Origin of the sequence: Pseudomonas sp. LTJR-52 (assembly GCF_003691465.1) — a bacterium.
Classification (GTDB): domain Bacteria; phylum Pseudomonadota; class Gammaproteobacteria; order Pseudomonadales; family Pseudomonadaceae; genus Chryseomonas; species Chryseomonas luteola.
Genome location: NZ_CP033105.1, coordinates 2,974,701 through 2,988,265, shown reverse-complemented (window position 1 = coordinate 2,988,265; position 13,565 = coordinate 2,974,701). Strand labels below are relative to the sequence as shown.

At 49.0% G+C, this 13,565-nt stretch carries 11 protein-coding genes; 9 read left to right on the top strand and 2 right to left on the bottom strand.

Annotation, left to right across the window (positions count from 1 at the left end):
* Window positions 1-19 precede the first annotated feature (19 nt).
* Together EAW52_RS13960 and EAW52_RS13955 are read right to left on the bottom strand one after the other, a co-directional pair.
* Complete coding sequence (locus EAW52_RS13960) at window positions 20-1,885, bottom strand: FkbM family methyltransferase (protein ID WP_122042938.1); 1,866 nt, start codon at window positions 1,883-1,885, stop codon at window positions 20-22.
* A gap of 30 nt (window positions 1,886-1,915) precedes the next feature.
* Window positions 1,916-3,556: a tetratricopeptide repeat protein gene (locus EAW52_RS13955; protein WP_122042937.1), complete on the bottom strand. Its 1,641-nt coding sequence runs from the start codon at window positions 3,554-3,556 to the stop codon at window positions 1,916-1,918.
* A gap of 219 nt (window positions 3,557-3,775) precedes the next feature.
* Here EAW52_RS13955 and EAW52_RS13950 point away from each other — a divergent pair, with 219 nt between their 5' ends.
* From EAW52_RS13950 to EAW52_RS13910, 9 genes are all read left to right on the top strand, one after another.
* Window positions 3,776-4,906, top strand: coding sequence for a flagellin (locus EAW52_RS13950; RefSeq protein ID WP_122042931.1), 1,131 nt, complete (start codon window positions 3,776-3,778; stop codon window positions 4,904-4,906).
* Window positions 4,907-5,155: 249 nt separating this feature from the next.
* Window positions 5,156-6,289 carry a flagellin gene (locus EAW52_RS13945; RefSeq protein ID WP_122042935.1) on the top strand — a complete coding sequence of 378 codons (1,134 nt, stop codon included), beginning with the start codon at window positions 5,156-5,158 and terminating at the stop codon, window positions 6,287-6,289.
* 250 nt (window positions 6,290-6,539) lie between these two features.
* Window positions 6,540-7,679 (top strand): flagellin, encoded by a 1,140-nt coding sequence (locus EAW52_RS13940; RefSeq protein WP_122042933.1) that lies wholly within the window; start codon window positions 6,540-6,542, stop codon window positions 7,677-7,679.
* A 249-nt stretch (window positions 7,680-7,928) separates the two neighbouring features.
* On the top strand, window positions 7,929-9,059 hold the full coding sequence (locus EAW52_RS13935; RefSeq protein WP_122042931.1) for a flagellin: 1,131 nt from the start codon (window positions 7,929-7,931) through the stop codon (window positions 9,057-9,059).
* Between the two features lie 76 nt (window positions 9,060-9,135).
* On the top strand, window positions 9,136-9,492 hold the full coding sequence (locus tag EAW52_RS13930) for a flagellar protein FlaG (protein ID WP_122042929.1): 357 nt from the start codon (window positions 9,136-9,138) through the stop codon (window positions 9,490-9,492).
* Window positions 9,493-9,562: 70 nt separating this feature from the next.
* Window positions 9,563-11,014, top strand: a complete 1,452-nt coding sequence (fliD, locus tag EAW52_RS13925; protein WP_122042927.1) for a flagellar filament capping protein FliD — start codon at window positions 9,563-9,565, stop codon at window positions 11,012-11,014.
* Window positions 11,015-11,185: 171 nt separating this feature from the next.
* Window positions 11,186-11,569 carry a flagellar export chaperone FliS gene (gene fliS, locus EAW52_RS13920; protein ID WP_122042925.1) on the top strand — a complete coding sequence of 128 codons (384 nt, stop codon included), beginning with the start codon at window positions 11,186-11,188 and terminating at the stop codon, window positions 11,567-11,569.
* A 20-nt stretch (window positions 11,570-11,589) separates the two neighbouring features.
* Window positions 11,590-11,886 (top strand): flagellar protein FliT, encoded by a 297-nt coding sequence (locus EAW52_RS13915; RefSeq protein ID WP_122042924.1) that lies wholly within the window; start codon window positions 11,590-11,592, stop codon window positions 11,884-11,886.
* 125 nt (window positions 11,887-12,011) lie between these two features.
* On the top strand, window positions 12,012-13,493 hold the full coding sequence (locus EAW52_RS13910; RefSeq protein ID WP_122042922.1) for a sigma-54 dependent transcriptional regulator: 1,482 nt from the start codon (window positions 12,012-12,014) through the stop codon (window positions 13,491-13,493).
* The last annotated feature ends 72 nt before the right edge of the window (window positions 13,494-13,565 follow it).

Sequence of the window (13,565 nt, the reverse complement as noted above, 5' to 3'; positions counted from 1 at the left end):
GCTTAATGCCCGGCTTTTTTTACCGAGAGAAGTGAAGAAGGGTAATTCGGTTGCTCAGCTGATCATGTACTCTAAAGGCAGCTTTATGAGGCAGCTTTAAATAGTTCTTCAGTTTGTAACCACGCTGGTTGGCTTGGATTAAATAATATTCAGAGTCACGGAATCTGCTGGGTAGGTCAAAAGCATTGTTCCAGCGGGCATCCATAATATCGAAGAGAACAATTTCGCGGACCCCGCTGCTAACAAGAGAGTCGAGAAGCTTTATTAGCTCACTGTCTGAAAGTGAGCCTAAAATTTCACCTAACAAAATAATATTGCCAGGATATTTTTTTGGTAGCTCTTTGACGCCTCCCCGTAGGGTGACGGTTTGCCGATTTGCCGGATTAAATAGAACCAACTCCTCTTTTTCTTCTTTAACTATTTCAATGGCTCGCTGCTTATCGAAGTAGCCTTGGAAAAAATCAGCTATAGACCAGCCACAAGGTGCTTGCTGTGGACCTAAGGGGACTCTGGGCGTCCAAGGAATGGCGGCGGCTAATCCATTAGAATAAAATTCAGGCCTTATTTTGTTAGGTAGAATAATGTAGTTTGATGCGTTAACAAGCTCAAAGGCCCGATGGACTCGATAACCGCTTTTTTTCATCCATGCGAAGAAGAAGCCTTTATTTTCATTGGCAACCTCTATAAAAATTATAGGTTTGCATCGCTCGATAAGATTGCTGCCTCCTCTTAATGCTTCTAATTCCATTCCCTCAATATCTATCTTCAAGATGTCATAAGATTCTTTGGGGTATAGGTCGTCAAGTGAGTTGACTTCGATATTTCCTAGTGTACTTACTTGAATGCTTGATGCGCCTAGGTTGCCTTCATCGAACCTGTTAATGTTAGCGAGCCCTTTTTGGGAGCCTACACCCATTCTTCTAATTTTGTATTTATTGATATCAATATTATTTAATTTGAAATTGTTTTCTAGGATGTTGGCTGTTTCTTCTATAGGTTCAAAGCATTCGATATAACTGGCTGAGCCTATAATTGTTAAAAAAAGGCCGTGATTTCCGATATTACTACCTATATCTAGAACTCTAGCCCCTTTGGGCATGCAGAGCAGCATTTCAGAAAGTTCTTGCGCTTCGAAGAAGCGCTCTTTAGCCAATTGATTCTGAATAAGGTCTAAAGGATTGCTTATATTGAATTTTACAACGTTGCCATTGAAGGTTACGCTGGATATAACCTCATTTTCTTTACAAAATCTAGAAAATACATAATTAATGGACTTGCGCCAGTCTGCTCCAGTAGCAGAGCGGGGGCCTGTAGAGTGTTCACCTCGAACATTTAAGAATAAAGGTTGATTGATTTTTATACAGCGGTTCTCTTTCCATACTCTTAGGTAATAATCAAAATCTTCGCCTGAGTTCAATTCAGTGTCAAAGGGGTATTGACGCGCTACCTCTGTTCTTACGAAATGCCCCATTTGTAAAGTTAAATAGGGATCGTTAGTTAATACCTGCTCTAAAGTGGTAACCGGAGAGACTTGATGCTCACGTCTAGTCGCTTGCTGGGTTGCTAAATCGGCTACATAAATTTCGCCCCAAATAGCATCGTAATCATCCAAAAGCGCCGCTACAGCTTGAAAAGCTGATTCAACCATTAAATCATCGGCATCTAGAAAGAAGAGCCAATCTGAAGAGCTTTCTGACGCTAATTTTACGGCCTCGTTACGCGCATGGGAGCGTCCAAAAAAACCTTGGGTGTCATCGAACTCAAGTATTTCAACTTCGTCAAAAGCGCCTATCCCGTTTTGTATAGCCGAATTAACCGAGTTTTTAGCTCTTTGAACAAGTGATTGATGACCAGGGCCAATAGGAATAATTACTGTACATTTCATGATGGAGTACCAAATATCTTGTTAATAATGTTATATGACTGAATCGGATTTCATCTGTTTAACGATAGTTTCAAGTAGGCTTTCCCATCCTCTGATGGTATTGTTCCTAAATGTTTGGACGCTACCATACCAATAACTTCTTCCGCCATTAAGGCCCCAGCGCCAGTTGGGTGACAGTTGTAGTAATACATAAGTAGGGGTGCCTAAAGCGCCTGCTATGTGAACACTGGTGTTATCAATGCTAACAACTGCATCAAGTGCGGAAATTTGAGCGGCTTGAGTATCGATGTCTTTAAGTGGATTGACTTCTTCGTCATGAAATATATGGATGCCGTGTCGGAAAGCCTCATCTCTGTCAGAGCTAGTATCTCCATATTGAAGACTAATCAGTTGTACGTTTTTTTGGTTTGCGAGAACTTTAAGATCATGCATGGGGATCTTGCGGCTCTGCTTGTCATTTGAAATAGTGAAGCCACCTTTCCAGGAGATTCCTATTAGCTTTTTGTCTGGAAAGAGCTTTTGGTATTTTTCTTTAAAGGCTTTTATACGTTGTTCATCAGCATATAGGTAATGGTTCTTGACGGGAAAGCTTTCTAAATTTGGTCTAAAAAAAGATCCTAGACTTCCCATTGGAATATGGTAATCGCTCTTTGGCCAACTCTGCCTATGTAAAATTTGCTGACCGTCATGTGAGGTTCCTTCTTGTGTACGCCGGATGAAATTAATGTCAGGAAAGCTTCGTTTGAATAAAGGGTCTAGCCTTTCATACGTCTCAAAGTAAATGGTGCCGCCCATTTTTTTCAGGTCATCTAGCATGCTGGCGAACATAATGTGGTCTCCAACGCCTTGCTCTGCCCAGACAAGAAGCGTTTTCCCTTCTAAAGGCTCACCGCTCCAGCGAGGAATATTGAAATGTTGTTCATGGTCTTTTAAGACTTTGGCCCACCGCCATTCATAATGCTTCCAGCCTTCTTCAAACTGACCTAATCGCAACATTATATAAGCTAAATTATTATGAGTTTCTATGTGGTCGGGATCTTGTTCTAGTATTCTGGCATAATTTTTAAAAGCTTCTTCGTATCGCCCTACGCTTTCAAGAGCAATGGCCAAATTAAAATGTAATTGTTTATTGTTAGGACTTTTTTCAAGTCCTAACTGGCTACAGGCAATGCTGTCGTAAAACCTTGCGGTGTTGTAGTAGATCTGTGCTAAAAGTGAAAGTATTTGTGCTTGTTGTGTGGTGTCAAGCGGGCTTTCAAGCGTATTTAATATAAGATTTTCGGCTTCATCATAACTTTCTGTCTTTAATAATGCTTCATGGAAAAGTTTGAACCGATAAAGGTTCGGCGATTGCTGATACCACGCTCGAACTCTATCTAAATCTTTTGTAAAAAACTCCAACTTATGAATTTTTTCAAATAACAAGCTATCAACGGCCTCGCTCGGTTCATAAGAAAGAGCCTTTTCTATGTAAGGAATAGCAGCTGATTTGTCATCTGAATCTAATAGTAGTTTGGCAAGTTTTGCGTATGCGAGAGGTGAGTCAGGGATGATTTTTAAAAGTTTTTGATGTAGACGAACTTGGACTGTTTTATCTTTTCTACGCTCTGCTTCCTTCAGTGCGCTTTCTATGCGTTTTATTTCATTAGCTTGGTTTGATTTCTGAGACATGAAAGACTGCTCGCCTGTGGATGTTTGATGAAATTGCCGTAGATTTAAATAAGATACAATTTAAAAGTGTAGCCGATGAATGGATGCTGAAAAAAAAATCAGTGGGGCTAAAGCATTGGCAGGGCGGGACGATAACCATAACGAAGGTTCTGTAGGCCACACCGGGCGGTAGCCGGGCCAGGAACCACTAACTCCAGTTGTATTAGTGAAGGTATCATCATGGCCCTTACAGTTAACACTAACATTGCCTCCTTGTCTGTTCAGAAGAACCTGACCAAGGCCTCCGACTCACTCAGCACCTCCATGAGCCGCCTGTCCACTGGCCTGCGTATTAACAGCGCCAAAGACGACGCCGCCGGTTCCCAGATCTCCAACCGTCTGACCAGCCAGGTTAACGGTCTGAACGTTGCAACCAAGAACGCTCAGGATGCCAACAACATCGCTCAGGCTGCTGAAGGCGCTCTGCAAGAGTCCACCAACATTCTGCAGCGTATGCGTGAACTGTCTCTGCAGGCTGCTAACGGTAGCAACAGCAGCGACGACCGCAGCTCGATCAACCAGGAATTCAAGTCGCTGACTGCAGAACTGACTCGTATCTCCAAGACCACGAGCTTTGGTGGCGGCAACTCGGGCATCAAGCTACTCGACGGTACCGCTGGCAACAACGGCACCATGACCTTCCAGGTCGGCGCCAACGCCAACGAAACCGTAAGCTTCAGCCTGGGCGACATGAGCGCCGCTGCACTGAAAGGCGAATCCAAGCTGGCCTCCGCTAACCTAGATCTGAGCGCTATCGTAGCTTCAGCAGGTGCAGTTGCTGCCACTGCCGGCTCTGTCACAGTCAACGGTACCAAGGTTGACTATGCCAAAGGCGCCTCTATGAAGGATATCATCAGCGCAATCAACACCAACGTCAGCGGTGTAACTGCTGTAGTGAGCGGTAGCGCAGGTAAGATTGCCCTGAACTCTGGCAGTGACTTTACTTCGGCTGTAGGTACAGCGGCAGCTGCTACTGCCAGCACAACTGCCTCCTCTTCGACTGTGCAGGATCTGGACGTTACCACGGCCAAGAATGCTCAGGCAGCGACTCAGGTGATCGACGCTGCACTGAAGATGATCGATACACAGCGTTCAGCGCTGGGTGCGGTACAAAACCGTCTGGACAGCACCATCTCCAACCTGCAAAACGTGTCTGAGAACGCCACCGCGGCGCGCAGCACCATCCAGGATGTGGACTTTGCGGCTGAAACGGCCGAAATGACCAAGCAGCAGACGCTGCAGCAGGCTGCAACCGCCATTCTGGCTCAGGCCAACCAGCTGCCATCTGCTGTGATGAAGCTGCTCGGCTAATCCCCGATACGTTTCAACGCAACACCAAAAGGGGCGCTTCGGCGCCCCTTTTGCTTTAGCGTAAGCAAACCGGCAAGCGGCTAGAGTTAATACGCAAGTTCTCAAACAACAAAAAACTAAAAATTTAGAGAAGAGGGCTAAAGCATTGGCAGGGCGGGACGATAACTATAACGAAGGTTCTGTAGGCCACACCGGGCGGTAGCCGGGCCAGGAACCACTAACTCCAGTTGTATTAGTGAAGGTATCATCATGGCCCTTACAGTTAACACTAACATTGCCTCCTTGTCTGTTCAGAAGAACCTGACCAAGGCCTCCGACTCACTCAGCACCTCCATGAGCCGCCTGTCCACTGGCCTGCGTATTAACAGCGCCAAAGACGACGCCGCCGGTTCCCAGATCTCCAACCGTCTGACCAGCCAGGTTAACGGTCTGAACGTTGCAACCAAGAACGCTCAGGATGCCAACAACATCGCTCAGGCTGCTGAAGGCGCTCTGCAAGAGTCCACCAACATTCTGCAGCGTATGCGTGAACTGTCTCTGCAGGCTGCTAACGGTAGCAACAGCAGCGACGACCGCAGCTCGATCAACCAGGAATTCAAGTCGCTGACTGCAGAACTGACTCGTATCTCCAAGACCACGAGCTTTGGTGGCGGCAACTCGGGCATCAAGCTACTCGACGGTACCGCTGGCAACAACGGCACCATGACCTTCCAGGTCGGCGCCAACGCCAACGAAACCGTAAGCTTCAGCCTGGGCGACATGAGCGCCGCTGCACTGAAGGGCGAATCCAAGCTGGCCTCTGCTGACATGACCTTAACTGGCGTGATCAATAGCTCAGGTGTTGCTGCCACTGCCGGCTCTGTTACCGTCAACGGTACCAAGGTTGACTATGCCAAGGGCTCTTCACTTAAAGATATTGTCTCTGCGATCAACACCAACGTTAGCGGTGTAACCGCTGTAGCTGGTACCAGCAGCGCAGGTAATGTTATTACCCTTTCCTCTGGTAGTGACTTCACTTCAGCTGTGGGTACAGCGGCAGCTGCTACTGCTACTGCAACCACTTCAGCCTCGACTGTGCAGGATCTGGACGTTACCACATCCAAGAATGCTCAGGCAGCGACTCAGGTGATCGACGCTGCACTGAAGATGATCGATACACAGCGTTCAGCGCTGGGTGCGGTACAAAACCGTCTGGACAGCACCATCTCCAACCTGCAAAACGTGTCTGAGAACGCCACCGCGGCGCGCAGCACCATCCAGGATGTGGACTTTGCGGCTGAAACGGCCGAAATGACCAAGCAGCAGACGCTGCAGCAGGCTGCAACCGCCATTCTGGCTCAGGCCAACCAGCTGCCATCTGCTGTGATGAAGCTGCTCGGCTAATCCCCGATACGTTTCAACGCAACACCAAAAGGGGCGCTTCGGCGCCCCTTTTGCTTTAGCGTAAGCAAACCGGCTAGTGGCTAGAGCTAATACGCAAGTTCTCAAACAACAAAAAAACTAAAAATTTAGAGAAGAGGGCTAAAGCATTGGCAGGGCGGGACGATAACCATAACGAAGGTTCTGTAGGCCACACCGGGCGGTAGCCGGGCCAGGAACCACTAACTCCAGTTGTATTAGTGAAGGTATCATCATGGCCCTTACAGTTAACACTAACATTGCCTCCTTGTCTGTTCAGAAGAACCTGACCAAGGCCTCCGACTCACTCAGCACCTCCATGAGCCGCCTGTCCACTGGCCTGCGTATTAACAGCGCCAAAGACGACGCCGCCGGTTCCCAGATCTCCAACCGTCTGACCAGCCAGGTTAACGGTCTGAACGTTGCAACCAAGAACGCTCAGGATGCCAACAACATCGCTCAGGCTGCTGAAGGCGCTCTGCAAGAGTCCACCAACATTCTGCAGCGTATGCGTGAACTGTCTCTGCAGGCTGCTAACGGTAGCAACAGCAGCGACGACCGCAGCTCGATCAACCAGGAATTCAAGTCGCTGACTGCAGAACTGACTCGTATCTCCAAGACCACGAGCTTTGGTGGCGGCAACTCGGGCATCAAGCTACTCGACGGTACCGCTGGCAACAACGGCACCATGACCTTCCAGGTCGGCGCCAACGCCAACGAAACCGTAAGCTTCAGCCTGGGCGACATGAGCGCCTCTGCACTGAAGGGCGAGTCCAAGCTGGCCTCTGCTAGCCTGACTATGTCTGCTAGCATGTTTAATAGCGCTGGTACTACTACTACTGCTGGCTCCATCACAGTTAACGGCACCAAGGTTGACTATGCCAAAGGTTCTTCTTTGAAGGATGTGGTTGCTGCGATCAACACCAACGTAAGTGGTGTGACTGCAATTGCCGGTAGTTCTGGCAGTGCCGGTAGCGTGATCAGCCTTTCTTCCGGTAATGACTTTACTTCGGCTATAGGTGCAGCTTCAGCAAGTACTGCTACTGCAACTGCTTCCTCTTCGACTGTGCAGGATTTGGACGTTACCACGGCCAAGAATGCCCAGGCAGCGACTCAGGTGATCGACGCTGCACTGAAGATGATCGATACACAGCGTTCAGCGCTGGGTGCGGTACAAAACCGTCTGGACAGCACCATCTCCAACCTGCAAAACGTGTCTGAGAACGCCACCGCGGCGCGCAGCACCATCCAGGATGTGGACTTTGCGGCTGAAACGGCCGAAATGACCAAGCAGCAGACGCTGCAGCAGGCTGCAACCGCCATTCTGGCTCAGGCCAACCAGCTGCCATCTGCTGTGATGAAGCTGCTCGGCTAATCCCCGATACGTTTCAACGCAACACCAAAAGGGGCGCTTCGGCGCCCCTTTTGCTTTAGCGTAAGCAAACCGGCAAGCGGCTAGAGTTAATACGCAAGTTCTCAAACAACAAAAAACTAAAAATTTAGAGAAGAGGGCTAAAGCATTGGCAGGGCGGGACGATAACTATAACGAAGGTTCTGTAGGCCACACCGGGCGGTAGCCGGGCCAGGAACCACTAACTCCAGTTGTATTAGTGAAGGTATCATCATGGCCCTTACAGTTAACACTAACATTGCCTCCTTGTCTGTTCAGAAGAACCTGACCAAGGCCTCCGACTCACTCAGCACCTCCATGAGCCGCCTGTCCACTGGCCTGCGTATTAACAGCGCCAAAGACGACGCCGCCGGTTCCCAGATCTCCAACCGTCTGACCAGCCAGGTTAACGGTCTGAACGTTGCAACCAAGAACGCTCAGGATGCCAACAACATCGCTCAGGCTGCTGAAGGCGCTCTGCAAGAGTCCACCAACATTCTGCAGCGTATGCGTGAACTGTCTCTGCAGGCTGCTAACGGTAGCAACAGCAGCGACGACCGCAGCTCGATCAACCAGGAATTCAAGTCGCTGACTGCAGAACTGACTCGTATCTCCAAGACCACGAGCTTTGGTGGCGGCAACTCGGGCATCAAGCTACTCGACGGTACCGCTGGCAACAACGGCACCATGACCTTCCAGGTCGGCGCCAACGCCAACGAAACCGTAAGCTTCAGCCTGGGCGACATGAGCGCCGCTGCACTGAAAGGCGAATCCAAGCTGGCCTCCGCTAACCTAGATCTGAGCGCTATCGTAGCTTCAGCAGGTGCAGTTGCTGCCACTGCCGGCTCTGTCACAGTCAACGGTACCAAGGTTGACTATGCCAAAGGCGCCTCTATGAAGGATATCATCAGCGCAATCAACACCAACGTCAGCGGTGTAACTGCTGTAGTGAGCGGTAGCGCAGGTAAGATTGCCCTGAACTCTGGCAGTGACTTTACTTCGGCTGTAGGTACAGCGGCAGCTGCTACTGCCAGCACAACTGCCTCCTCTTCGACTGTGCAGGATCTGGACGTTACCACGGCCAAGAATGCCCAGGCAGCGACTCAGGTGATCGACGCTGCACTGAAGATGATCGATACACAGCGTTCAGCGCTGGGTGCGGTACAAAACCGTCTGGACAGCACCATCTCCAACCTGCAAAACGTGTCTGAGAACGCCACCGCGGCGCGCAGCACCATCCAGGATGTGGACTTTGCGGCTGAAACGGCCGAAATGACCAAGCAGCAGACGCTGCAGCAGGCTGCAACCGCCATTCTGGCTCAGGCCAACCAGCTGCCATCTGCTGTGATGAAGCTGCTCGGCTAATCAAGTGAGCGCTTGAACTAAGCAGGAGAGGGCGCCAAGTGTGCCCTTTCTTGCGTTGCGTAATTGAGGATAAGAGATGGATACGAACGTTATCTCAGGTATAGCACAAAGTTCTACCTCTCCAGTCGCTTTATCAACAGCCAGCCTGGCAGCTCCTAAAGTCGCTGCTCCGCAGGGCGCTACGGATGCGGTAAGCCCAAAGGCTCTTTCTCGGAAAGAATTGGAAGAGGCTGTAAAAAATATCAATGAAGCGGCTCAATCCTCTCGGCGAAATCTGGATTTTTCTATCGATGATGCTACAGGGGAGACGGTTGTTAAGGTGATCGCAACCGAGAGCGGTGAAGTGATCAGACAAATACCTTCCGAAGTGGCTCTTCGATTGGCCGAGAGTTTTAAAGAGTCGAACAGCTTGCTGCTCAATGAAAAGATTTGAGTTGGCATAGATATTGATGCGTCAGGTCTAATCGATTAGACCTGACGGATATTTGGCTTCGGAGGCTAAAATGGGAACATCAGTCAACGGTATTGGTACAGGGCTCGACATTGATTCAATCGTGTCGTCTTTAGTCACCGCACAAAAAACACCAAAACAAAGTCAAATAACCGAGCAAAAAACAGCTGCGACTACGAAGCTTTCTGCTATTGGCAGCTTGAGCAGCGCGCTTGATACCTTCCAAACGGCGCTAAAAAATTTAAATTCGACTTCGACTTCGACTTCGACTTCGACTTCAAATAGTAACTTTGCTCCTTTGAAAGTCTCATCTAATGATGAAAAGATCGCCACAGCATCATTGGGTGCAAATGCGACTGCGGGTACGTATGAAATAAAAGTTACTAACTTGGCTACTAGCTCAAAAGTAGCCACCGCATATGTAGCTTCAAGTTCAACGTTCGGTTCAGGTAGCCTAACAATTTCTCAGGCTGGCACGAGTTATAATATTGACGTGGCCAGTGGGTCGAGCCTTTCTGCTGTCCGTGACAATATCAATAATAACTCTTCGTTAAAGTCTGCAGGCATTACTGCTAACATTATTACTGACTCTTCAGGTCAGCGCCTAGTCTTGAGTTCTACCAAAACAGGTGCGGGTACAGACATTGGAGTTACGTCAACTGATGCAAGTACAGGCGACGGTCAATCTAGTCTCAGTAGCTTGAATATAAGCACCACGTTGAAGGCTAGCAGTAGTCAAGGCGGCTATGTTTCCGCCCTTGCGGTTGACGCTAGCTATACCATTGATGGCCTTTCAATGACTAGCTCTACCAATAAGGTCAGTAATGCTATCACAGGCGTTGATTTCACGTTGGTAAAAGCCGATACAGCTACTATTACTGTAGCGCCGAACAAGGACGGTCTTACTACTTCGATCAATAGTTTTGTGTCTGCTTATAATGCGCTTGTTAATACAATTACTTCATTAACAAGCGTCTCATCTACAACCGATAGCGATGGTAATTCGACATCAAGCGCTGCAGCATTAACGAGCGACTCAACAACTCGTGAAATATTGAATAAATTAAGAGACCAACTGGTTGGCTCTTCAACCAATGGTGGAGCAATTTCAATGCTCTCTCAGTTGGGTGTTACTACTAATAAGGATGATGGGACATTAAGCGTTGACTCAACAAAGCTGAGTGATGCCTTAACAAATAATTTTTCATCAGTGCAAGGTTTTTTTACCGGCAGTGGTGGTTTGCTCACCCGTATGTCTTCAAGTTTGGATAACTATACGAAGACTAACGGCTTGCTTGATCAGCGTACGGCTTCCCTTAACGATACACTAAGTGACCTGGCGGACCAGCAAACCAAACTGGATAGTCGCATCGCAAAGTATGAAACGATAATGTACAACAAGTACAATTCGATGAACACATTGGTAAATCAACTTACTGCAACAAGGAGCAGCGTGCTGACTACACTTAATGCACTAAATAATAGCTCCTCTGACGATTCATAAGAGGCGTTAGCACTCCTAGGACTTGCAGCACAGAAAGCAGGCAAATGCCTGCTTTCTGTGCTGTCAGCTTTAATTCAGCTTTGTGAGCCGTGTTTCTGGTGAAGTGTTAAAGAACTTGGCAGCTCAGCCGATACCCTCAACATCAGTAATGTTCGTCATGAGGATTCATAAATGAACATGTCATCCGCATTGATGCAATACCAGAGTGTAGGTGCTCGAACACAAGTAGAAGATGCGTCTCCGCACCGTTTGATCCAGCTTTTGATGGAAAGTGGCTTAAGTAGAATTGCGCAGGCGAAGGGGGCGATGGGGCGTGAGCAATACGCAGCCAAGGGTATGGCTATTTCAAAAGCATTAGCTATTCTCAGCGGCTTGCAAGAGGCACTTGATTATGAAAAAGGTGGTGATTACGCCCGTAATCTTAACGCTCTTTACGTGTACATGGCTCAAAAGCTGACTGAGGCTAATAGAAATAATCAAGCGGAGCTGTTAGATGAGGTAGCCGGCCTTCTACGTAAAGTAAAAGAGGGTTGGGACGCCATTGCGCCGGTCTAGGTATCCTTGGAGGAACAGTCATGTCATTGGCAATTCAAAAAATAGACGAAACGCGGGAAGCGTTGTCAGCCGCGCTGGATAGTCAAGATTGGGATGCGATTGGGCCCTTGGATTTTGCTTGCCGTATTTATATAGATGAAGCGATGAGAGAGCAGCCGCGTAATGATTACGATTTGCGTTTAAGCTTGGAGCAGCTATTGGCTTTTTACGGAAAGTTAATATACGCAAGCCGTATGCAGCGTAATGAAATTGCTAAGGAAGCTTCTAAAGCGAAGCGTTCTCAAAAAGCGGCCAATGTTTATAAGTTATTTGGCTAAGAATACGACCAGCGGAATAAATTTAAAGTAAGAAAAACACGTCATAAAATTGACTCTGTTCCCACTTTTGACTTTACTAGGGCTATGCCTGTTAGTGGTCTTTGGCGGAAAGGGAATAATTGAAGATGTGGCGTGAAACTAAAATCCTCCTGATAGAAGATGACGCGAAGCGTCGCCACGATCTTGCCGTCATTCTGGCCTTTCTAGGCGAAGAGCATGTCGCCTGTACGAGCGCTGATTGGGAGCAGGCTGTCGAGTCGTTTGAAAGTAGTCGAGCGGTACTGTGTGTTTTGCTGGGCCAGGTCGACGCGCAGGGGGGGAGCGTCGAGCTGCTAAAAAAGCTTGCAGCGTTTGACGAGGTCCTCCCTATTCTATTGCTGGGTGCCGTCACGTATAGCGACTGGCCGGATAATGTCCGGCGGCGCATCCTGGCGACCTTAGAGGTTCCGGTTAAATACAACCAGCTGCTCGACTCGCTCCATCGCGCTCAGATCTATCGAGATATGTATGATCAGGCGCGAGACCGGGGGCGCCAGCGTGAGCCCAATCTTTTCCGCAGTCTGGTCGGCACCAGCCGTGCCATTCAGGGTGTGCGGAAGATGATGCAGCAGGTCGCGGATACCGAAGCCAGTGTCTTGATTCTCGGTGAGTCAGGTACAGGCAAGGAGGTTGTCGCGCGCAACCTGCATTTTCACTCAAAACGTAAAGACGGCCCTTTTGTTCCAGTGAACTGCGGCGCTATTCCGGCTGAACTGCTGGAAAGTGAGCTGTTCGGTCATGAGAAGGGTGCGTTTACTGGGGCCATTACCAACCGCGCCGGGCGGTTCGAGCTGGCCAACACCGGTACGCTTTTCCTGGACGAGATCGGCGATATGCCACTCAACATGCAGGTCAAGCTGTTACGTGTGTTGCAGGAGCGTACCTACGAGCGTGTGGGCAGTAACAAGACTCAAACAGTCGATGTGCGCATCATTGCAGCGACTCACAAGAACCTCGAGAAGATGATCGAGGAGGGGTCCTTCCGTGAGGACTTGTTCTATCGTCTTAACGTTTTTCCAATCGATATGCCGCCCCTGCGGGATCGTGCAGAAGATATTCCGCTGCTCATCAATGAGTTGATTTCCCGTATGGAGCATGAAAAGCGCGGCTCCATCCGCTTTAACTCGGCGGCTATTATGTCGCTGTGCCGGCACAGCTGGCCGGGTAACGTGCGTGAGCTTGCCAACCTGGTTGAGCGACTGGCGATCATGCATCCCTATGGTGTTATCGGTGTAGCTGAGCTGCCACAGAAATTCCGTTACGTAGAAGATGAAAACGACGCAATGACCACATCCTTGCGTGAAGAACTTGAAGAGCGTGAAGCGGTAGCGCTAGCCAGTCTCCCGGGTCCGGCAGCATCCTCTGCACTACTGCCGTCAGAAGGGCTGGATCTCAAGGATTATCTGGCGAATCTTGAGCAAAGCCTTATCCAGCAAGCCCTTGATGATGCTGGCGGTGTGGTCGCTCGGGCGGCCGAGCGCTTGCGTATCAGGCGTACTACCCTGGTCGAAAAGATGCGCAAGTATGGTATGGGTCGCCGTGAGGACGAACTGGCGGATGAGGAATAACGCTTGCCTCTGAGGCGCCTCTACTAACGGCACGCAGCTTGCACACTCTCTGTTTGGTGACGACTTCCTGTC